A 22,026-nucleotide genomic window follows, 5' to 3' on the forward strand; every position below is an offset into this window, starting at 1 on the left:
GTTATTCGTCCTCCTTCTGTTCTTTAACTCCGTCTCCCGCCTTACATACATAAAAGCTGGCTTCCAGCCCTGTCCGGGTCTGATAAGCTTCGCCGACTTCCTTCACAAACCGTTCCACATCGTCCTCATGGACAAGTGAAACCGTACAGCCCCCAAATCCGGCTCCCGTCATACGCGCACCCAGCGTGCCAGGAATGCGCCGTGCTTCCTCGACCATCACATCCAGCTCCGTGCAGCTAACCTCATACAAATCACGCAATGAATCATGCGAAGCGTTCATCAATTGCCCAAAAGCTTCGAGATCATTCGCAGCAAGAGCATCGACAGAGGCCAGCACACGAGCGTTTTCCTCTACCACATGCTGTGCCCGGCTACGTACCGTTTCATCCGCAATATAATGCTGGAGCTCACCGAAACGGGCCTCATCCAGCTGAGCGAGGTATTCCAGCGTCGGCTCCTGCTGCTGCAAAATGGACAGTGCTTCGGCACATTGGCTACGGCGCTCGTTATAGGCTGAATCCACCAGCCCGCGGCGCTTATTCGTGTTGCCGATCACCAGCTTATAGGCACCGGTACGGAATGACACCTTACGGTATTCCAGCGTATCACACATCAGCAGAATGGCATGATCAGCCGCACCGTTCGCTACAGCGAACTGATCCATAATACCGCAATTGACACCAACGTAATTGTTTTCTGCCCGCTGGGACAATAAAGCAATTTCGACTGTATTCGTTTCCTGTTTTTCGGTAGTGAGGAACGCGTATCCCGTTACAACCTCAATCGAGGCAGAGGAGGATAATCCGGCACCGTTCGGTATTTCTCCATGATAGAGCAGGTCGTATCCGCTAGACGGATAAACTCCCTTTTCAGCCAGCTCCACCAGCACACCGACTGGATAGTCCACCCACTCATCCGTTTTACTTTTACCTATTTCTCCGCGTGGGATAGATACTTCATACGAAAGGTTTGTCGAAGCAAAATGAATTTCATCATCATTACGCGCACGAAGAATCAGCGTCGTACCGAATTCCAGTGCAGCCGGGAGTACATAACCACCGTTGTAGTCGATATGCTCCCCAATCAGGTTAACACGCCCAGGAGCATGAAATATTCGCAGTTCATGGCTGCTTTCACCATATTTGTCGATAAAACGTTTCTTTATTTCAGTAGTGTTCATATCCACATCCACCTCATCACCGTTAGTTAAGGCCCCCTGACTTCCCTGTTACAAACTTAATCAGGCTGGCGCTTCTTATGATCTCAGTATAAATGAAAGCGTTAAATAATGTAATGCATCCATGTGTTAAAGCTATGGATAAATGTGACTTGGATATGTACAATGTAAGTATATCGTATCTAATAAACCATTCACAAATCTAGGAAGGATGACCCTGTTTGCAAACGCATTCATATAGCTATGCTGTGACCTCCAATCCGGTGTTTTATGAAAATAGCCCGCTGCACGTGCTTTTTGCCGGCGAGAGCCAAACCAAATCCGGTCATGCCGTCGGGCCGAAGCTCTATGATTACTATCTACTTCATTTTGTAGAATCTGGAAAAGGTATCTTCCGAACAGAGCAGCACTCATATCAGCTTGAAAAAAACGATTTTTTCCTGATCCATCCCGGTCAGCTCGTAAGCTATACCTCCGATGAGGAGGAGCCGTGGCGGTATCGCTGGTCAGCGTTTACAGGACAGCATACCGAAACCATGGTGCAGGAAGCAGGACTGCGCGTGCACCAGCCTGTTTTCCACGCTTCCAGTGAAAGCCTGATCCCCGGCTATTTGGAGCAGATGCAGTTGGCCTTTTACAGCCGAAAATCCAGCTCTCATCTTGCAGCCCTCGGCTACCTGTATCTGATCATGGGGGAAGCGGGTAATCATTTAAGCGACTGGTCTGACCCGACCGGGGCGGATTCGCAAATTCGGCGGACGGTCAAGCAGATGGTCCAATATATGTCCACTCAATATGCGCATCCCGTTTCTATTGAACAAATGTCCGAAGGACTTGGTTATAACCGTGCGTATTTGTCACGTATATTCAAGAAGGAAACGGGCGTCTCTCCTGTTACCTATCTGCTCAAGCTGCGAATTGACAAGTCTCGTCAACTGCTACGCGAGCGTCCCGAGCTTTCGGTGGAGCAGGTGGCCGCTTCGGTGGGATTGACAGACGCTTTGTATTTCTCGCGTCAATTCAAGCGCTTCTGCGGTCAGTCGCCAACCCAGTATCGAAGCAAGATTCAGCAATATCCGCATCCTGTTTCGTCTGATGATTGATCCTCAGTTCCAGCATGAGCAGCGACCAATCTGGTATAGTTTGGAAAACGGCAAACAACCCGCATCCTTCAACGATGCGGGCTGTCGCGTGTATACTGGGTATGAGAAATTGCACGTTATACCGATGATGATGGAATAGCTTTTGGGCTTTAGGCTGTACCACCGTCCTGTAAGTTCCCGGCATTCAGAATCGAATCAATCCGATCCAGCTCTTCCTGTGAAAAGTCCAGATTGGACAAGGCAGCAACGTTTTCTTCAATTTGGCTCACACGGCTGGCGCCAATCAAGACGGAGGTCAGACGTTCACCACGCAGAGCCCAAGCCAACGAGAATTGAGCCAAGCTTTGTCCACGTGCAGCCGCCATCTGATTCAGAGCACGCACCTTACGAAGTGTTTCAGGTGTCACATTGTTCTCATTCAAGAAGACAGATGCACTCGCCGCACGTGAATCCTCGGGAATTCCGTTCAAATATTTGTTGGTCAACAGTCCCTGAGCCAAGGGGCAAAAGGCAATGCTGCCGATCCCGTTTTCGTCCAGTACATCCTGCAACCCGTTTTCAATCCAGCGGTCGAGCAGAGAATATTTGGGCTGATGAATCAGCAGCGGTGTTCCCAGCTCCTTCAAAATACGAGCGGCTTCTACCGTTTGCTCCGCACTATAATTAGACACGCCCACATATAACGCTTTGCCGGAACGTACGATATGATCCAGAGCCTGCATTGTTTCTTCCAGCGGCGTATCAGGATCAAAACGGTGGGAGTAAAATATGTCGACGTAATCCAGTCCCAACCGCTTCAAGCTCTGATCCAGACTGGATATCAGATACTTGCGTGAGCCCCAATCACCATAAGGTCCTGGCCACATATAGTAGCCCGCCTTGGTCGAAATGACCATCTCATCCCGGTATGGCTTCAAATCACTAGCCAACACTTGTCCGAAAAATTCCTCTGCTGAACCCGCTGGAGGACCATAGTTATTAGCTAGATCAAAATGCGTAATCCCCAGATCAAAGGAACGAGTAACCATGTTACGGCCGTTCTCCGCATTATTGATCCCGCCAAAATTGTGCCACAAGCCCAGTGAAATGGCAGGAAGCTTAAGGCCTGATCTCCCTGTGCGGTTGTATTTCATATTTTCATAACGATCATCGCTAGCCAAATAAACCATGCTATCCCAGCCTCTCTCGAAACATTGTTATGTCCATTCAACAACATCATAGCGCTTTTATCCAGCCGTTGACAAGAAAACGATTACAAACTCAATTGGCTGCCGAGTTCTCCCATAACCCTGCCGATGGGATTGGTAATCAGGAGATCCGCCTTGTGATCATATGAAGTGGGGTCTGTATTAAGCAGTACCGTATGTTTACCATGAAAATAAGTAATCAGCCCCGCCGCAGGATGCACCGTCAGTGAGGTTCCTCCAATTAATAGCAGATCGGCCTGCGAGATAGCCTGAATGGATCGGACAAGCGTATCCTGATCCAGCTCTTCCTCGTATAAAACGACATCCGGTTTGATAATTCCCCCGTCTACTGGACATTTGGGCACCACCTCGGTGCTGTCTATCACTTCGTTCAGACTGTAAAAGCGCCCGCATTCCATACAATGGTTGCGATGCACCGAGCCGTGAAGCTCAAGCACATTCACACTGCCTGCGGCCTGATGCAGGCTGTCAATGTTTTGCGTCACGACCGCTTTGAGTCGCCCTTGCTGTTCCAGTGCTGCAAGGAAACGATGGCAGCCATTCGGCTCCGCATCCGGATGCAGCATTTTGCTGCGATAGAAGCCAAAAAACACTTCAGGATGCTTTACAAAAAAAGAACGGCTAAGCATAACCTCCGGAGGATAAGGCAATTTTTCCTCACTCTGATACAGACCAGCCGCCGAACGAAAATCCGGGATACCGCTCTCCGTCGACGTACCCGCCCCGCCGAAAAAAACAATATTTTGTGATTGCTGTATCCATTCAGCCAACGTTTTTACTTTGTCCATGTTTCACGCACCTCCAGCTCTTCATATCCGCGGACGATGATGTCCGCATCCAGCAAATGACCGGAACGTTCCGGCTCTGGCGCAAATCCGATGGCCAGCCGCACCCCGGCACGCTTGCCCATCTGCATATCCCCGTTGCTGTCTCCGATGACAGCTACATCCGCTGGCGACAGTCCTAGCAAATCGCAGGCTTTTTCAGCCATTTCCGGGTCCGGCTTGCCGTATGTAACTCTGTCGTGTCCGATGACCTCGTCAAAATAGGACGTCAGCCCCATCCACTCCAGATGCTCCTGCGCAGCCTCTGTACTGTCAGAGGTCACGACCGCCAGCTTCAATCCGGCACGGCGGCTTTGCTCCAGTAGCGTCCGTAAGCCCGGAAACACCTTCGCGGCCCGATGTCGCCGCACATCAGCCATCGCCGTTTTGTTAAAATCCCGAACCAGCCTCACTGCTTCATTCCATGGTACACCGGCAGTATAAAGCTGCCAAGCCAGTACGCCCGTACTTTCATCCACTGTCCCCATCGCCAGCGGGCCGGAAGGATCATAGCCGATCACGCGCCCCTCAGGGTCGTGGATGGTACCCAGAATGCTGCCTTTTTCCACCGTAAAATCTGTACCTGCCACGGCAAGATGCTGTTCCAGCATATCCAGTATAGAACGGGCCCAGGGACCCCACAACTGAATAAAATCCAGCAGTGTGCCATCCTTGTCCAATAAAATGCCACGGCATGGAAACCGCTGTCCCTGCACGACTAACTCAGACATGCAGCCCGCCTCCTTTTACTGGTTTTTTGGAGCTGAATCTACACTCTCTTTCATCCAGTCCTGCAAAGCTGAAACCGTTTGATTCCATTGCTCGGCCGGGCTAATTTTAGCAGGGTTATCTCCCTTTTGGGCTCCGTAGCTGCCAAATTGGGCATGATTGCCGCCCTCAACTGTAAAATACAGCGTATTGGCTGGTAGATAAGCCCTTCCACTTTGAACACTATCCATTTTAATAACTCCATCATCACTTCCAAGCAGGGAAATGACCGGCAGATTTTTATCCTTCAAATTCCCCTTACTGTCCGGGTAGGAAGCAAGGAAAAATACGCCCTTGACCTGATCGGGATGTGCAGCCGCATAGCGGGCAGCTATAACACCACCTAACGAATGGCCTCCAATCACAAAAGTTTCTTTCGGATATGCCTTCAACACCTCACCCGCCAAATCCGGGGAAGTCAATGCAAGGTTCAGCGGCATTTTTGCAATGATCACATGATGACCCTTTTCCGCCAGACGGCGGGCCAAAGGAGCGTAGCTTTCGGGCTTCACCAACGCACCCGGGTACAAAATAACTCCGATACCATTTCTTTTTACAGGCTCAAAACCAACCCAATGCTGTTGTTCGTTCACCTTCACAGCATCGGCTACTTCTGTTAATGCGGCAGTAGCTGTGCTGTCAGGCTGATAGGGCGTAAATACCTTCCATGCTCCCCAGCCTGCGATAAGCACAATGACGATCAGGATTCCCAAAAGGATTTTCCATATTTTCCAGGGACCGCGTGTTCCATATGAGCTGTATGATCTTCTCGTTCTTCTTCTCATTATTAAAGGTTCCTTTCGTAATTCGTACCTCATGATTCATGATTGGTGTATGAAATCTTTTTGCTGCGCAAATCAGCTTATCTATAGCCTAGTTAGGGTACCATCGTTGCGCACACAGGGTCAAATAAGAAGACATTTCCAGACATTAGCCCGGTCTTTTCCCCCTGTTCAAGCTTCCGCCACATTATAAGGACATGATAGCGCTTACAATTGTGAATAAAATCACAATGGTAAAGCTCAGAGTATCGTACCTTGTTCCTTGTAAGGATTATTTTATACAGAGTTTACTCGGCTAAGTGCCGTTCGGAGGGAATTACATGACGACAAGCCATGACATACAAGGAGAAAGCTTCTTTCTCAATTTACGCTTTATGTTGATCATATGCGTATTTGCAGGCAATGCTCTGGAGCCCTTGGTCGGCTCGCTTCACATCGCCCAACAATGGTTTAGCTGGATATTCATGTTTCATATGCCGTTGTTCGTGCTCGTTACAGGGTACTTTGCCAAAACATCGTTAGCTGGGTACGCGGGCCGGAAAGTCTTGCTTCAGATCGGTATGCAATATTTTATTTTCCAGACCCTCTATTCGATATTGGATGCTGCACTCTTCCATGTTTCCCATATTCATCATTCTTTTTTTGCACCTTATCTGCTGCTCTGGTTCCTCGCCAGCCATATCTGCTGGAGACTGCTGATGCTTGCTTTCCAGGGAATGCCGCCAGTTGTCCAACTAGGTATCTCCGTGCTGCTGGGTATCCTTGTGGGGTATCTCCCGGTGGATGGCGTCTGGCTCAGCATAAGCAGAACCTTTGTTTATTTGCCCTTTTTTATAGCAGGGTATCATCTGCATTATGCAGATGTTCGCCGCTTCTTCACGACTCCAGTTCGTGTGATCGCAGGCGTAGTGTCCCTTCTGCTTATGGTACTGGCGGGAACGTCGTATTACGGCATTCCTGCGGGCTGGCTGTATGGCAGCCTGACTTATGGTGAGCTGGGCCATACCGAATGGTATGCGGGGATTTACCGCATTGGCATTTACGGAGTGCAGTTCATAGCGGCTACCGCGTTTCTGAGCTTTGTTCCAGCCGTCACTGGACGTATAACTGAAATGGGGCGGCGGACATTATACGTCTTTTTGCTCCATGGTCTGATTGTCCGTACCGCTGCTGCCAAGGGGATTTACGATTATATAGACACTCCGGTGGAAGTGATGCTGATTGTAGCGTGTGCTGCGGGTCTGTGCTGTCTGCTGACTCTGCCTTGGGTGCGGAATGCAACACATCCTTTCATCGAGCCACGGGTTGACTGGATGCTTAAACCGTCTCCGTATCTTTTTAAACGATCAGCATAACTTTTTATGTCCATTCTGATTCAAGTATCTGCACGCGACAATCCGCTATCAGAAGAAAAATCAGGCGGACCCTGACCCTCTTTACTTAGCAAGGGGCCTGTTTCATCAAGGAGTGATGTGGTAAGTAATGGATGCGCGCAACAAAAAACAACTTTTCATAAAGGAGTGATTTGTAATGGCACGTAATCAGGATCAAGGCAAAATGAGTCGCGAAGAGGCAGGTCGTATGGGTGGAGAAGCTACATCCAAGAAGCACAACAAGGAATTTTATCAGGAGATTGGTAAAAAAGGCGGGCAAGCTACCGCTAACTCCCACGATAAAGAATTTTATCAGGAAATTGGTAAACGTGGCGGCGATGCTACGGCTGAGTCCCATGACAAAGATTTCTACAGGGACATTGGACGCAAAGGCGGCAGAAATTAATGTGCAGTACCACATAAAACACCCTTCGTAACTATAAAAGCAAGCTCAAGCCCATCCTGCTTTATTGCGGAGTGGGCTTTTTCATATTTTACCAACATCACAAAAATCCAAACGATTACTTTCTATATATGTAGAAATATGCGCACAGGTATGATAGACTCTTTAGAAAACATCTGCGCTAATTCGGCGTCATTCGAACGCCATACTATTTTTTTACTTTGGGGGGAAACCAGCATCATGACAGCTAAGACGAAAATGCGTTCCGATATGATTAAAAAAGGCTTTGACCGCGCTCCTCACCGCAGCTTGCTGCGCGCAGCGGGCGTTAAAGAAGAAGATTTTGACAAACCATTTATTGCGGTGTGTAACTCGTATATCGACATCGTACCGGGCCACGTCCATTTGCAGGAATTCGGCAAAATTGTCAAGCAAGCCATTCGTGAGGCAGGCGGCGTACCTTTTGAGTTTAACACCATTGGTGTAGACGACGGCATTGCCATGGGACACATTGGTATGCGTTATTCTCTGCCAAGTCGCGAAATTATTGCCGACTCCCTGGAAACTGTCGTTTCCGCTCACTGGTTTGACGGCATGGTCTGCATTCCAAACTGTGATAAAATCACACCCGGCATGATGATGGGCGCATTGCGCGTGAACATCCCGACTATTTTCGTCAGCGGTGGCCCCATGAAAGCTGGTAAAGACAAGAACGGGCGCTCCATCTCCCTGACCTCCGTCTTCGAAGGCGTAGGTGCATATCAGGCTGGTAAAATCGATGATCAAAGCCTGCTGGAATTAGAACAATACGGCTGTCCCACTTGTGGCTCTTGCTCAGGTATGTTCACAGCGAACTCCATGAACTGTCTCGCTGAAGCAATGGGTCTGGCTATGCCTGGTAACGGCACCATTCTCGCAGTAGCGGAAGAACGTAAAGAATTTGTCAAACAATCTGCACGTCAATTGATGGAATTGATCAAGCTGGACCTGAAACCACGTGATATCGTGACTAAAGAAGCTATTGATAACGCATTTGCGCTGGATATGGCCATGGGTGGTTCCACCAATACGGTATTGCACACATTGGCACTGGCTCATGAAGCTGAAGTAGACTACCCTATCGAACGGATCAATGAAGTGGCGAACCGCGTACCTCATTTGTCCAAATTGGCACCTGCTTCCGACTATCATATCGAGGATGTTCATAATGCAGGCGGCGTAAGCGCAGTGCTGAATGAATTGTTGAAGAAGCCGGGCGCACTGCATGGTGATTGTATTACCGTAACCGGAAAAACGATCCGTGAAAACGTAGAGGGTCAGGAAATTCTGGATACCAACGTTATCCATAAGCTGGACAACCCTTATTCCGAACGCGGCGGTTTGGCTGTATTATTCGGTAATCTGGCACCGCAAGGCTCCATCATTAAAGTCGGTGCAGTTGATCCGTCTGTTGGTGGTTATCACAAAGGCCCTGCCATCTGCTTTGATTCACAGGAAGATGCGCTGGCTGGTATTGCCAATGGTAAAATCGCAGAAGGCCACGTTGTTGTTATCCGTTATGAAGGTCCTAAGGGTGGACCGGGTATGCCTGAAATGCTCGCTCCAACTTCGCAAATCGTCGGTATGGGACTTGGTGCCAAGGTCGGCCTGATTACAGACGGACGCTTCTCAGGCGCATCCCGTGGTATCTCCATCGGTCACATTTCCCCCGAAGCAGCAGAAGGCGGCCCTATCGCTTTTGTTGAGGACGGCGATATTATCGAGCTGGATCTGAACAATCGTACGATTGAGCTGCAAATTAGTGATGAAGAATTTGAACGTCGTCGCGCAAACTGGAAAGGCTTCGAGCCGAAGGTTAAAACAGGTTACCTGGCACGTTACTCCAAGCTGGTGACCAATGCAAGCAACGGCGGTATTATGAAAATCTAATCCCTATCATGATGTGTTTAAAAATGAATAAACAAAAGCCTCCCGAACACCCTGGTCACAGGGGTTGGGAGGCTTTTGTAGCGTAAATTCAACTACTTGATCTTGTATCTGCTGCTTGCGAGGCTCTAACTGTTTCCTGAATAGGATCTGTTTTGCTTTGACCTTGATCTGTAGGGTATGAATCCCCCAGCCAGAAGCGGTCAAACAGAGTATCAATCGGCATCACAATCATCTTCGGCACCATCTCGTCCCTTTTTTCATTCAACCGCTCTGGGCCGGAAGGATGGATAACACTAAATAACAGCTTTAAATATAAGGTTGATGCTATCCTAAACAGTCCCTTGGGAAGCTCTCGTATCTGAAAACCCAGCTTCTCCGGTCCCCGATTAATCATACTCACTGCATAGATGGCCTTAATGCCGTTCATTTTGGGGTCATCCGCAATTCGATAGGCGAGATCAGGAAGCTGTCGTTTTACAATCCGAATCAGTTGAATGGCCAAATGCACCATAGACTTGGCGGTTGTGCCTAACTGAAACAGCATTTTATTATCAAAATGCAGCTCAACCACGGCGTCCCCTTTTTCCAGCCACCTGCCGTTTTCCATGTTCACATTTGGCCCGTGGTAGGTACTACGCTTGTAATAAAAGATCGTGTCCTCCTCACGCACTGGACGTAGACGGAACAGAACGTGAAATAGCTGCTCATACAGCAACCATCCGAATACTAATGTTCTTTTAAACCAACTCGTATTGGATGTTTCGGTAGTAGTAGGTCTGCTGGGGGACTCACGACAAAATAAGGTATCGACACGTATGCTGCGTAGCTTCCGTTCTTGGGCAACCACCAACAGCTTCTCCAGCGCAATCAGCATGTTTTGCGGAGCGCCTGCGTCTGCCCCCAGTGTTGTACCACAGTCATGGAGCAGCATCACCTCGCCACCCCTCAGCTTTTTGAGCATCCGCTCAGCCAACTGTTTTGCTCCGATGCTTGCCTTCCAATCCCCAAACATGGAGGACCATAATACGATTCGGCGACCATTCGAGTTGGAAATATCAAAGAAATTCACAATTCCCCATGGTGGGCGATAAAAGGTCGTTCCTTCCCCGGTTACCCGCCGAATAACAGCCTCTGTCCGGGCAATTTGTCTTCTGACCGTGACGGGCCGCATAAGCCAATTCGATTTGTGCACATAATTATGAATACCGATCAAGTGACCTTCGTCATGCATGCGTTTCAAAAGCTCCGGGTGTTTTTCCGCATGTACGCCTACGACAAAAAAAGTAGCCTTGGCCTCAAAACGCTTCAGCAAATCAAGCAACTGCGGCGTATACACTGGATCAGGACCATCATCGAAGGTGAGCGCATACTCTTGCTCACTTTTGCCCCGCCGAAACACCCGGAATCCAAACATTCGACTGACCAGCGCCGGAATAAAAGCATAAAAAGTTGAAATGTAAAACATCCATAACAGTAAAGTCTGCACGTTTTATCCCCACTTTTCTATTTCTGGACTACCAAGCAGGCCTCCTGAGGAAAACTCACTTACTTTTATGTTATCACAAAGACGTAAGGTTGCCGAGATTTTGCTGCTGGTTTTGATTCTGTATTTTAGCACTGTGTAAGCAGCATAGCGATCCAATTTAGTGTACAATAGGTAAAAATCTTAAAGGAGTCGTTGTATACATATGCTTCCATTGTACAAAAAATATTGGCGGACCGTTTTTGATATCGGCCTGATTGTATTAACTGTGTATTTAATTATGTTCGTATCCAGTAAGCTGTATCAGCTCGCGGCCCCTGTATTCCTGTCGTTCGTTGTGTTTTGGTGCATTGAACCTGTGGCCCGTTATTTCCACCGTAAAGGTATGAAGAAGCCCTTCGCTTCCGCACTCTCTGTTTTGCTGTTTATCATCCTTTTACTCGCTATTTTTTTTGGATTAGGTCTGATTCTGGTTACGCAATTTACGAAAGTGGCGCAAAATCTCCCACAGTATACCCAGATTATCCAAACGGAATTCACACGGTATCTTCATCTTTCCCAAGATAAAATTGCCGCTTTGCCGCCGGGGATTACTGAACGTGTTAACGATTATTTTGAAACTGCGACTGCTATTGCCACCAAATGGGCGCAACTGGGGCTATCCTTTTTTATACAGCTTCTCAGCTCCTTCACTGTCTTTATGGGCAACTTTGCAGTTGCCATTATTTTAGCTTTCTTTTTAAGTATGGAGATCAATCTTTGGAAAGGCATTGCCCGTAGTAAAACACCCAAAACGCTTAAAACCGCTTATCTTTTTCTGAAAAATCATGTACTCAAAGCCATTTCGGCCTTTTTAAAGGCACAAGCTATGCTGGTAAGCATTACCTTTGTTCTCGTATTTATAGGTTTACTCATTTTGCAAGTGGATAATGCTCTGTCGTTGGCTCTTGTGGCGGCTTTGTTCGATATTTTGCCCTTACTGGGTGTACCTGTTATTTTTATTCCGTGGGCCGTCTATTTGTTCATCACAGGCAACTCCAGCCTGGCTGTAGGACTGCTTATTGTCATGGCTGTTACGGTAATTGTCCGCCAGCTGGCAGAGCCTAAAATCACTGGTAATTCCATCGGTGTTTCATCCGCTTATCTGATGCTTTCCTTTGCCATCATCTCACTGTCGATCTTCGGATTGGCAGGTTTGATCCTGTCTCCAATCCTGATCATTTTACTGAAGGAATTATGGCAGCAAGGCTATTTGCAGCAATGGATCCGATTTCCGACAGAAGAATTCGAGGAGCCTCCCTTTATTGTCAAAATTCAGGAGGAAGATCGTGTAGCTCCTAGTGGAACCGAGGAAAATTGAGCCAACAGATCCATTACTTGACTGAACAGTGCTGTTGCCTGATTTGCAGAATGCTGGGGCGCATTTTGTACCAAGACAGCAACGGCATAACGAGGATGCTCCACCGGTCCATAACCGATAAACCATTGGTGATTCACGGGTTGCCCGTCCTTTAGAGCTTGGGCTGTGCCCGATTTTCCAGCCAGATTCCAAGACTTGCCACGCAAGGATGCACCTGTGCCGTGGGCTACAACCTTCTCCATCGCTTCGCGAAGCGTGCGGGCCGTGGAAGCGTGAATCGGACGGCTTCCTTCGGGGGATGGAGAAGCGTGAGCTGGCAGATCCAGCAATGTGCCTCCGTCTGCGTAGCCGATGTGCTTCACCAGCCGTGGAGCATGCACCTGACCATCATGCAGCAATGTCACGATAAGATTGGCGGCTTGGAGGGGCGTGACCCGTACGTCTCGCTGACCGATAGCTGTCTGGACACGCACACCCGGATCAATCGCATCTGTATGGGAGCCGAATACGGCTCCCTTTTCTTCGTGATCCAACGGACTGAACTGGGCTATGCCCGCAAGATTCCGCTCCTGCCAGCCGACGGTCCGGCTCAAGCCGAGCGCAGAGGCTGTCGCCTGAATTTGGGCAGGGCTCAGCCGTTCACCCAGATGAGCGAACACGATATTACAGGATACGGCGAGCCCCTCCTCCAGGTTCAGGCTACCGTGTCCTTCTTTTTTCCAGCAAGCCAAACCATACTTCCCATAGGTCCCATGACAATGGAATTGCTCCTTCGGTTGGACTGCCCCTGATTCAAGCGCAGCCGCCGCCGTAACCAGCTTAAAAATTGAACCGGGTGTCACTGCCTTGAGCGCACGGTTAGCCCAACCTGTGGTCTGGTGTGGATCGACGCGACCAGGGTTATAAAAAGGACGAGACACCATCGCCAGCACATCGGCGTTCCCCGCATCCAGCACAACCACCGCCCCTTCTGCCAGATGATTCGTTTCCGTCAGCTTTTCAAGCTGCTGCTGTAAGGGGAGATCAATGGTCGTCTGGACCTGTAGAGGATAGTGGCCATTGGATGGGGCACTTACACGTAACGGCACATGAGTCAGCGGACGGCGCTGCGCATCGACAAATCGAGAAACGAAGGTTTCACCCACACCACTCAGGAGTGGCTCCAGCGTTCTTTCCAGCCCGGCTGCCCCGATTGGTAATTGCCCCGGTCGATCTGGTCGTTCGTACAGAAATCCGAGCCATTGCTTGCCATTGGGTACTTTGTTGTAGCGTTTCGAATACGGTACAAGCTCTACCAGAGAAGGTGCAAGGCTAAGCAGCTGGTCCGCTTCATCCGGCTTGATTTGCAGGGGTTCTCCACGACCATCTCGCCATAACAGCGGGGATTGCAGCCCCTTCCATTGAGACAGCAGCTTTTTCTTGTCTGTCCGCAGCAGCTTGGAAAGCTGTTCTCCGTGCAGGGCTGTTTTACCGTCTACATCAGGAAAAAGCACTGGCGCCCATACCACGCCCCCAGTTAACGAACGTCCGTACCGATCCGTAAATTGCCCCCGCCCCGAGTCGATTGCAATGCCCTCCTGCCGCTGGCGTACAGACATTTCCTTGAGCGAATGACCTCCGTAAGCGGACATGTGGATACCCGCCGTCCCCTGTATCCAGGCCAGCCGCAACAGCAAAATGAGTAGCAAAGCCGTAATGCCCACAGCCATATATGCAATGCGACATTTTCGAATAAAACTGCTGCCACGCCTCGGCACATGCATCCTCCTTTCATCTTTTTTCCAGTAGTATGTCCTGTAAATGTTTTTTCCAATCTGTATGCTATATGGCATATCGTTTTATTGAAAAGCAAAACCACCCAGCTTGAGAAGCCGAGTGGTTAGTTATTGAACATTGCCTTCACGATTATTTACAAATTAAACCCAACAGGCTTTAGTGATGATAACCAACAGAATAAAGAGTACCAAAATTGCACCCGTAGAAGTCCACACGCCGCAACCACCTTCAAATCCCCCATGGCTCGATCCCTCCTTTGATGTGTAGTACACTTCAGCATATGTAGGAGATTAATCAAGGGCAGGGCATTCAGGCAAACAAATAAGGCTCTACCAGTACGATGCAGTAGAGCCCACAATGTTATAAGAGAAATGTTTTCAAGATGATCACTAGCAAAATAAACAGTGTCAGGATAGCGGCTATTGATGTCCACACTCCTCCGAAGCCTCTTTCCATTTCTCCCATAAGAACGCCTCCTTTGTTTTTAGCGTACTGTATAGGCTATGCAAAGCATTGGCTAAGGAAAGGGCTTCTGGGTAAACAATAAATTCATATAACACAATAATTCTCAAACACCAGCAAGCTCAACAATTTAAGGATACTTACACCCTTACACTGTAAACCGTGAAAGCTGCTCCTTCAAATTGACCGATACCCCTTCCAGCTTATCAGACAATCCTACCAGTTGATTCCCGATATTCGCCTGCTCGGTGCTGAGAGAAGCGACTTCCTGCGAAGTGGCGGAGGACTGCTCGGCTACCGCACTCACATTGGTCATCGCCTCCGACAAGATCGCCTGTGATTCACTCAGCTCCTGAATGGATGAGGTAACCGTACCCAAGCGAAGTGCAAATTCTCCCATTTGCTGCTGTACCGATTGGAAAATGTCCGTCGTCTCCTGTACCGCTCCCATCTGCTGTCGGAACAGTGGGTACACCTCCGATAACGCCTGAACCGTCTCATTCATCTCACCGACGATGTTATTAATAATTCCCGTCGCCGTGCGAATGGCTTGACGTGATTGTTCAGCCAGTTGCCGAACCTCATTGGCCACCACCATAAATCCACGTCCTGCCGTTCCGGCCCTTGCCGCTTCAATCGTAGCATTCAATGATAAAATATTCGTTTGCTTCGCAATATCTTGTAGCACGCCCAACACCTTGAAGACATCGGAAGTCGTCTCCTTCAACTTGTCTACTTTGCCCACAAGCGCATGTGTTGTTTCCTCCGTAACCTTGGTCTTACCCAGAAGGTTTTTCAACTGGACCGTTCCTCGTTCACTGGATTGCTCGACTTCGTGTGCAACCTTGCTCATTTCTTGGTTGGAAGCTACGACCGTATCCATTTGCTGTGATATGTTTCCAGTCAGTCCGCTGCCACGTTCAGCCTCTGTCGCCAAACTGGCAGATCCGTGAGCAATCTCCTCAGTAGCCGCTGCAATTTCCTTAGCTGAGATAGCTGTTTTCTTCGAGGCATTGCTGAGTTCCGTCGCTGTATCCAGCACTTCTTGAGCTGAAACATTCGTCTGCTCTACCAGCAAAGTAATCTGCTCCATCATCGTATCAAAGCTTACAGACAACTGTCCGATTTCATCCTGCGCGTTGTAGTTGGTACGAACCTGCAGATTGCCTTTGGCTCCTTCCAGCATCAGATCCTTTAAATGCGTTAAAGGGAGAGCTACAAGGCGCACTATCCACAAACCGATGAACAACGCGATCAGTGCCGCCACCGCAGCAAAAATCCAGGTCGCCGTTAAAATCCCTTCGGCATCTTTAACAAGCACGGATACAGGTACGACACCCAGGAGAATCCACTTCGAGGTGCCCAGTGTATTATGCACCGCCAGCACATTTTGGACTTTCCCGTTTGCGGACTGCTCCAAAATTTGATTTCCTTCAACACCCTGGAGCTGTGAAACGTAATCCAGCTTTTGTTTCCCTCCTGCCAGAGCATCAATGTTGGAGCCTATAAAAACGCCATCCTGTGTAATCAGGCTAATCATGCTGCCCGCGCCCAAATCAATACTTTTCAACTGATCATCCACAGCACTGGACTTCAAATCCATGACCAAGACGTAAGTCCCGCCCAAGCCCGACATGCTGTTCATGGAACGAGCCAGACGAAACGTCTTACTGCCGTTTTCATTTACCTGTGTAGGCAACCAGACAATCCCTTTATTTTTCAAAATATCCTTGAACCATGCTTCCTGCCGCACATCTTTTTGTGTTCCTGTGCCCATAGCAGCCAGATTTGTTTGTTCCGGATACAGATAAAGAGAATCAATTTCCTTATTTGTAAATGCAATGTTCGTTAACTTCTTGTTTACTTCCCCCATAGCAACAAAGGAATCAAACGAATTTTTCTCCTGCTTTGCCGCCTTTTGTAGCTGATCACTTAATTCAGTATCGAAGAATACCTGTGTCGACGTATCCTGAAAGCGTTCCAAAATGAGATCCAGCTTCTCTGCGGTTTGTTGAACCGTTTGCTGATAAGCCGTAGCGGCATTTTGCTCAATTGTATTTTTTGCTTTAAAGTATGAAATCATTCCCAGACTGATCACAAACAGCATAATCGCTGCAAAAAAGATCAAAAACAGCTTCATGCCAACGGAACGGACCGGATTATAATTTTTAACCAAATGCATAAAATCCTTACTGTATTTTTCCGGCTTGAGTAAGCGCTTTAAATTGTATGCGCCTACACGAGTAGCCTTAGACAACCAGGGAGCGACCTTCGAAGACCCCCCCACTGTTTTGTCTCCTTTAGCCGTTGTCGCCTTGCTGCCCTTCAATCCTTTAATTAGAGACGTTTTTTTTGGCTGCTTCTTCGTTGTATTCCCCTCTTTTTTCCAAAAAACCATTTCTCTCACCTACCACCCTATAATTAGTTTCCTGATCCACGTATCCGTTATGTATCTATTATCTATATCATATCTATCGGAACTATTCGACAAGGAATGTAGCTTTCCTTTCAACAACCACTAAATTTTGTGAAACTTTTTTCCTAGAAAAGTATTCAAAAAAAAGCCCCTCCAACCGATAGGAGAGGCTTTTGAATCTTTTTATCCGAGACTTAAGACTTAATTACTTCTTTTTACGCATCATGTCAAAATAAGATACAGGCTGATCTACCTTCATTTTGATCCGTTGCAGCGGGTGACGGGCAGCATCCAGTTCGTTGCCTTCTTCATCCCAGATTGTTCCAACCGTTTGTTTAAAGAACGTTCCGTTCGGACCAAAAAATTCAATTTCATATCCCGGTTTAAAATGGTTACGCTGTTGAATGGTAGCTATACCATTCGCCGCATCATAGTCCATAACCAGTCCGGCAAAATCATAAGGTGCAGCCTTTTCTTCCGGCTCATAAATATGATCTTCGTGATCCGGTGTATCGTAGAAAAAGCCAGTGTTCAGCGGACGATTAGCCGCCTTGTTTATTTCATCAATCCATTCCGGCTTGAGCACATAATTTTCAGGATCAGCCATATACGAGTCAATCGCTTGACGGTAGACATTTACAACCGTAGCCACATAGTGAATGGACTTCATACGTCCCTCTACCTTGAAGCTATCCACACCGACATCAATCAGATCAGGGACATTTTCAATCATGCACAGATCCTTAGAGCCCATAGAAAAAGCATTATCATTTTCCTCAAACAGTGGAAGCTGATTAACACCAAGCTGGAATTGCTTCAGCACATTGCTATCCTGCGCCTCTTCCTCTGATATCCACACCTCGTCTTGACGGGCATCCTCAAACAAATCGTATTTCCAGCGGCAGGACTGACAGCAGCCCCCACGATTGGAATCCCGGTCCGTAAAGTGATTAGACAGCACGCAGCGACCGGAAAATGAAGAGCACATCGCACCATGAACAAAGGCTTCGATTTCGATGTCCACATGCTTTTTAATTTCTTCAATTTCCTCCAAGCTGGTCTCACGGCCCAGTACCACACGCGGTAAACCTTCATTCTTCCAGAACTTTACCGCCTGCCAGTTCAGCGTCGATTGCTGGGTGCTCAAATGCACTTCCAGCTCCGGCACCGTACGCAATGCCACAGATACAATCGCAGGATCAGCAACGATGACAGCATGAATACCCGCCTTGTGCAAATTACGCAGGTATTCTTCAATCCCTGCAATATCCTCATTGTGCGCATAAATATTGGTAGCAACAATAACTTTGGCGCCATATTTTTTCGCAAACTCTACGCCTTCCCGCATTTCCTCAAAGCTGAAATTATCGGCATTGGAGCGCAGACCGTATTTCTGTCCACCAATATACACGGCATCCGCACCATAGTGAATAGCAAACTTCAGCTTTTCCAAATTTCCGGCAGGAGCCAGCAGCTCCGGCTTATCCAGACGATTCCGCTTACCCGTATATTTTCTCGTAGTGGTCATCGTTCCCATGACGTTCCCCCCTCTGTGTACTCATTTTTAGAATTAATAAACCTGTTCTTTATAGAAAAATCCGAAGGACAGTTCCCGTTCAGGATCTTGAAGACGGCGAACCTCATCCAGCCAGCTTTCATCATAAACATAAGCGTCAGGATCGGCTGTAAAGGTATCCAACGCTATGCGATAAGCACGAACGACCGCCGCGTTATAAGCCGTAGGCTTCAACATGCCCTCAATCTTAAAGCTATGCACACCTGCCTCCATCAAAATATGCAGGTCCTCCATAATGCAAAAATCATCCGAACTCATAATATGCGTTCCGTTGATATCCTCATAAATCGGAAACTTCTCTTCCTGCCGCTCTGCTTCAATCAAAAACAAGCCGCGCTCTCTGCCCAGATCACCTTCCACCGGGCGTCCCTGATGCAGCATATAGCTTTGTACAAGCTTGCGCTTGGAATGATAAATATTAGTCATGCCATGCACCTGAACCTGCGCCTCCATGTTCAGCCTTGGCACCATTTCCGTAATTTCGTCCATACTCAGCTCACGGGCCAAAATGACGCGCGAAGCGCCCTTCTCTCCCCAATAGTTGGCGGTTGCGAAGTTGGTGGAAATCATTTCACCGTTCCAGAACAACTTCACATGAGGAGCATATTCCTTTACCGCCATCAATACGGCCGGATCATTAAACTCAATGGCATCTACACCGCATCCGGCAAGCGACTGCACGTATTCGGGAAGGAATGGCAATAGCTCGTTCGTCATCAAGTTGGTCATGGATACATATACCTGGGCCGTATGCTTTCGAGCTTCTTCCACAACCTCACGGATTTGGTCCGGTGAAAAATGTCCCGGTAATCGCATCCCAAAGCGGTCATCTCCAATAAGCAATGCACTCGCTCCAGCCTCCAGCATTTGACGGGCATCCTCCGGAGAGCTGGCAGTTACCAATAGTTCGGGTTTGTAAGCCATAGGCTCACCTCCTAATTTGTCTTACGGTTGCTTACCTGAATATTATGCAAATGTTCTTTATATGTCTTGGCAAACAAATGTCCTTGCGTTCCGTCTTTTTTGGTCACATAAAATAAATAATCCGTAGCATCTGGCTGCAAAGCTGCCACCACTGATTTCAGGCTGGGGCTTGCAATCGGCCCCGGTGGAAGTCCCTGATGCAAATACGTATTATATGGGCTTTCTACAGCCAAATCCTTGTAGTACAGCCGTTCCTTTTGCTTGTCCAGCATATATTGAACGGTAGCATCAATTTCCAGCTTCTTATCCTGCTTGAGCCGGTTATAAATGACACTAGCTACGACAGGCCGTTCCTCATCCACAACGACCTCACGCTCCACCAGAGAAGCAACCGTCAGCAGTTGATGTAGCGTTTCCCCCCGCTGTTTCAGCATGGCGTCCATATCGGGAACGGTCTCCAGACGTTTTTGCATCTGTTCCAGCATCGCCTGTATAATATCTTTGGTCGTACTGCCCTTTTTCAGCTCATAGGTTTCCGGGAAAAGATAGCCTTCCAGCGCATAGCGAAGCCCCGCCTGCTTTGGAATGTCCCGCACCAGCGCGACGTCAAAAGCGGACGGATCGTTGGCCAGCTGCAAAAATTGCTTCTGGTCCGCCAGTCCTTCCTTTTGCAGCTTATCAGCCATCTGTCTGATCGTAAATCCTTCCGGTATCGTAAAACGGATCATTTCCTCTTTCACAACGTCCCCTGCTGAGAGCTTGGCAATCAACTGATCGAAGGTAGCACCGGGCTGAGCCTCATATTTTCCAGCCATAAACGCGCTGCCTTGCTGTTTGAATTTAAGGTAAGCCTTAAACACGAGCGCATTACGTATGAGTCCCTTTTGCTCCAGTGTATCTGCTATAGCGGACGTGCCCGTTCCCTTCACTACTGTAAATACAACCGGCTGCGTTTTCGCCTGAACAGGCTGCATGGCATTCCAAATATAGAGAGTTGCTCCGCCTGCTATGATCACAATCATCAGAAGCAACGTAACCAACGTCATCCTTCGCTTCACTTCCACCCAACTCCTTCACAGCCAAAAAGGGCGGACTGGTCCGCCCTTTCAGGTTTGATCTCCTCGTTATCCAGACCTTACAGCTCTTCCGGCAGCGTGCATTCATCATACAGCTCGGAAATATCTTCCCACTCATCGTCATCCTCAATCGTGGTGATGGAAATATCGCCTTCCGGGGATGGGCTCACATGATACAGCTCATGCTCGCCTTCAGCAGTTCCGGGCTTGCGCAATACGGCGTACCGTTGCTCTCCTACCTTGAACTCTGCTTCCAGTTCCATGCGTACTGCACGGCCCTGTTCATCCTGTAGCTCTACATCGCCGCCGAACGCTTCCTTCAAATCAGAGGTCCAGCTCAGGTCTTCACGTGAATAGTTCGTCATTTCCCGTCTTCCTCGTCCTCTTCTTCCACAAATGTATTAAAGGTCTCTTCAACGATTTCCCATTCGGCATCGTCTTGGATCACAAACAATTTAATATCATCGCCCTCTTCCTCGTAACGGAAGGCGTACACATCGGACTCGTCGGCTTCAGGGTCCACTGGCGCAACCATCATGTACTTCGCTTCGGAACCGTCTACCTCAAACTTCATAATGACCTCGAACTCTTCCTCGTTGCCCTCGTCATCGGTAATGTAAATAATTTCCGGCTCTTCTTCCATACCCACTTGATTTTCAGCCATTACGAAATCCCCCTCACCTTGTACTGTGTGCGTCCAAATAGTTTTGCAAGATCAGGCTTGCGGCCAGTTTGTCTACCACCTGCTTGCGTTTTTTTCGGCTGACGTCGGCCTCCAGGAGCGTACGCTCTGCCGAACGCGTCGTCAGCCGTTCATCCCAAAGGTGAACGGGTAAACCCAGTAACTCCTTGAGTCGGTTCGCAAACTCAATGCAAATTTCACCGCGTGGACCCACGGTACCGTTCATGTTTTTCGGCAAGCCTACTACAACCTCGCCGACCTCATTGTCACGGACCAGATTTGCAATCTTACCAAACTCGCTGTCGTTACCGCGTCGTTCTATGACTTCCAATCCTTGGGCGGTCCAGCCGAAGGCATCACTTACAGCGACCCCGATTCGGCGGTCCCCGTAATCCAATCCCATTACTTTCATGCCTGTCTCCTAACGGTGCTTGGCCAGATAAAAACGAACCAACTCTTCAATCAATTCATCGCGTTCTTTTTTGCGTACCAGGCTTCTGGCATTATTATGCCGTGGCACATAAGCCGGATCACCTGACAACAAATACCCGACAATCTGATTGATCGGATTGTATTCTTTTTCCACCAAAGCATCATATACGGTCAACAAAATCTCCTGAGCAGAAGCTTCCTTCTCATCCGCCTTGACATTAAATTTGACCGTTTTGTCCATGGAATCCACTGTTGACACCTCGCTTCCACAA

At 48.4% G+C, this 22,026-nt stretch carries 21 protein-coding genes; 5 read left to right on the forward strand and 16 right to left on the reverse strand.

What is annotated here, in order from left to right; all coding sequences use genetic code 11:
- Nucleotide 1 precedes the first annotated feature (1 nt).
- Nucleotides 2-1,180, reverse strand: a complete 1,179-nt coding sequence (locus ACIFQM_RS21310) for a galactokinase (protein ID WP_430037554.1) — start codon at nucleotides 1,178-1,180, stop codon at nucleotides 2-4.
- Nucleotides 1,181-1,398: 218 nt separating this feature from the next.
- Between ACIFQM_RS21310 and ACIFQM_RS21315 the strand changes: the two genes are divergently transcribed.
- Entirely contained in the window at nucleotides 1,399-2,280 is an 882-nt protein-coding gene (locus ACIFQM_RS21315) for a helix-turn-helix domain-containing protein (protein ID WP_430037552.1), read from the forward strand.
- A 149-nt stretch (nucleotides 2,281-2,429) separates the two neighbouring features.
- On the opposite strand, the gene mgrA is transcribed toward ACIFQM_RS21315, so the two are convergent.
- The 4 genes from mgrA to ACIFQM_RS21335 form a co-directional block, all read right to left on the reverse strand.
- Nucleotides 2,430-3,449, reverse strand: coding sequence for an L-glyceraldehyde 3-phosphate reductase (gene mgrA / locus ACIFQM_RS21320; protein ID WP_430037549.1), 1,020 nt, complete (start codon nucleotides 3,447-3,449; stop codon nucleotides 2,430-2,432).
- 83 nt (nucleotides 3,450-3,532) lie between these two features.
- On the reverse strand, nucleotides 3,533-4,276 hold the full coding sequence (locus ACIFQM_RS21325; protein ID WP_430037547.1) for an NAD-dependent protein deacylase: 744 nt from the start codon (nucleotides 4,274-4,276) through the stop codon (nucleotides 3,533-3,535).
- Nucleotides 4,264-5,043, reverse strand: coding sequence for an HAD family hydrolase (locus ACIFQM_RS21330; protein WP_430037545.1), 780 nt, complete (start codon nucleotides 5,041-5,043; stop codon nucleotides 4,264-4,266). Before ACIFQM_RS21330 ends, ACIFQM_RS21325 begins: the two co-directional genes overlap by 13 nt.
- 15 nt (nucleotides 5,044-5,058) lie before the next feature.
- Nucleotides 5,059-5,865, reverse strand: coding sequence for an alpha/beta fold hydrolase (locus ACIFQM_RS21335; RefSeq protein WP_430037542.1), 807 nt, complete (start codon nucleotides 5,863-5,865; stop codon nucleotides 5,059-5,061).
- Nucleotides 5,866-6,182: 317 nt separating this feature from the next.
- Here ACIFQM_RS21335 and ACIFQM_RS21340 point away from each other — a divergent pair, with 317 nt between their 5' ends.
- The 3 genes from ACIFQM_RS21340 to ilvD all read left to right on the forward strand — a co-directional run bounded on the left by ACIFQM_RS21340 (nucleotide 6,183) and on the right by ilvD (nucleotide 9,567).
- Nucleotides 6,183-7,217 carry an acyltransferase family protein gene (locus ACIFQM_RS21340; RefSeq protein ID WP_430066095.1) on the forward strand — a complete coding sequence of 345 codons (1,035 nt, stop codon included), beginning with the start codon at nucleotides 6,183-6,185 and terminating at the stop codon, nucleotides 7,215-7,217.
- A 175-nt stretch (nucleotides 7,218-7,392) separates the two neighbouring features.
- Nucleotides 7,393-7,641: a KGG domain-containing protein gene (locus tag ACIFQM_RS21345; RefSeq protein ID WP_014282920.1), complete on the forward strand. Its 249-nt coding sequence runs from the start codon at nucleotides 7,393-7,395 to the stop codon at nucleotides 7,639-7,641.
- A 237-nt stretch (nucleotides 7,642-7,878) separates the two neighbouring features.
- Nucleotides 7,879-9,567: a dihydroxy-acid dehydratase gene (gene ilvD, locus ACIFQM_RS21350; protein WP_044648168.1), complete on the forward strand. Its 1,689-nt coding sequence runs from the start codon at nucleotides 7,879-7,881 to the stop codon at nucleotides 9,565-9,567.
- A gap of 88 nt (nucleotides 9,568-9,655) precedes the next feature.
- Here ilvD and ACIFQM_RS21355 read toward each other — a convergent pair whose 3' ends face one another.
- Nucleotides 9,656-11,053 carry a polysaccharide deacetylase family protein gene (locus tag ACIFQM_RS21355; protein ID WP_430066097.1) on the reverse strand — a complete coding sequence of 466 codons (1,398 nt, stop codon included), beginning with the start codon at nucleotides 11,051-11,053 and terminating at the stop codon, nucleotides 9,656-9,658.
- A gap of 202 nt (nucleotides 11,054-11,255) precedes the next feature.
- Here ACIFQM_RS21355 and ACIFQM_RS21360 point away from each other — a divergent pair, with 202 nt between their 5' ends.
- Complete coding sequence (locus tag ACIFQM_RS21360) at nucleotides 11,256-12,410, forward strand: AI-2E family transporter (protein ID WP_430037534.1); 1,155 nt, start codon at nucleotides 11,256-11,258, stop codon at nucleotides 12,408-12,410.
- On the opposite strand, the gene ACIFQM_RS21365 is transcribed toward ACIFQM_RS21360, so the two are convergent.
- The 10 genes from ACIFQM_RS21365 to ACIFQM_RS21410 all read right to left on the reverse strand — a co-directional run bounded on the left by ACIFQM_RS21365 (nucleotide 12,365) and on the right by ACIFQM_RS21410 (nucleotide 22,004).
- Complete coding sequence (locus ACIFQM_RS21365; RefSeq protein WP_430037531.1) at nucleotides 12,365-14,173, reverse strand: peptidoglycan D,D-transpeptidase FtsI family protein; 1,809 nt, start codon at nucleotides 14,171-14,173, stop codon at nucleotides 12,365-12,367. The two genes, ACIFQM_RS21360 and ACIFQM_RS21365, sit on opposite strands and share 46 nt — an antisense overlap.
- Nucleotides 14,174-14,326: 153 nt before the next feature.
- Nucleotides 14,327-14,401, reverse strand: coding sequence for a YjcZ family sporulation protein (locus ACIFQM_RS21370; protein WP_430066099.1), 75 nt, complete (start codon nucleotides 14,399-14,401; stop codon nucleotides 14,327-14,329).
- Nucleotides 14,402-14,796: 395 nt separating this feature from the next.
- Nucleotides 14,797-17,046, reverse strand: coding sequence for a methyl-accepting chemotaxis protein (locus ACIFQM_RS21375; protein WP_430037528.1), 2,250 nt, complete (start codon nucleotides 17,044-17,046; stop codon nucleotides 14,797-14,799).
- A gap of 223 nt (nucleotides 17,047-17,269) precedes the next feature.
- Nucleotides 17,270-18,601: a peptidase U32 family protein gene (locus ACIFQM_RS21380; RefSeq protein ID WP_430037526.1), complete on the reverse strand. Its 1,332-nt coding sequence runs from the start codon at nucleotides 18,599-18,601 to the stop codon at nucleotides 17,270-17,272.
- 33 nt (nucleotides 18,602-18,634) lie between these two features.
- Nucleotides 18,635-19,564, reverse strand: coding sequence for a peptidase U32 family protein (locus ACIFQM_RS21385; RefSeq protein WP_430037524.1), 930 nt, complete (start codon nucleotides 19,562-19,564; stop codon nucleotides 18,635-18,637).
- A gap of 11 nt (nucleotides 19,565-19,575) precedes the next feature.
- Nucleotides 19,576-20,604, reverse strand: coding sequence for an endolytic transglycosylase MltG (gene mltG, locus ACIFQM_RS21390; protein ID WP_430037609.1), 1,029 nt, complete (start codon nucleotides 20,602-20,604; stop codon nucleotides 19,576-19,578).
- 95 nt (nucleotides 20,605-20,699) lie between these two features.
- The gene (locus ACIFQM_RS21395) at nucleotides 20,700-21,005 is read right to left on the reverse strand and encodes a DUF1292 domain-containing protein (RefSeq protein ID WP_430037521.1); all 306 of its coding nucleotides are present in this window, start codon (nucleotides 21,003-21,005) and stop codon (nucleotides 20,700-20,702) included.
- Nucleotides 21,002-21,304 carry a DUF1292 domain-containing protein gene (locus ACIFQM_RS21400; protein WP_430037519.1) on the reverse strand — a complete coding sequence of 101 codons (303 nt, stop codon included), beginning with the start codon at nucleotides 21,302-21,304 and terminating at the stop codon, nucleotides 21,002-21,004. Before ACIFQM_RS21400 ends, ACIFQM_RS21395 begins: the two co-directional genes overlap by 4 nt.
- Nucleotides 21,305-21,317: 13 nt before the next feature.
- Nucleotides 21,318-21,734 (reverse strand): Holliday junction resolvase RuvX, encoded by a 417-nt coding sequence (gene ruvX / locus ACIFQM_RS21405; RefSeq protein ID WP_430037516.1) that lies wholly within the window; start codon nucleotides 21,732-21,734, stop codon nucleotides 21,318-21,320.
- A gap of 9 nt (nucleotides 21,735-21,743) precedes the next feature.
- Complete coding sequence (locus tag ACIFQM_RS21410; protein ID WP_007431624.1) at nucleotides 21,744-22,004, reverse strand: IreB family regulatory phosphoprotein; 261 nt, start codon at nucleotides 22,002-22,004, stop codon at nucleotides 21,744-21,746.
- Nucleotides 22,005-22,026 lie beyond the last annotated feature (22 nt).

This window comes from Paenibacillus sp. NRS-1782, assembly GCF_050467685.1.
Taxonomy (GTDB): domain Bacteria; phylum Bacillota; class Bacilli; order Paenibacillales; family Paenibacillaceae; genus Paenibacillus; species Paenibacillus terrae_A.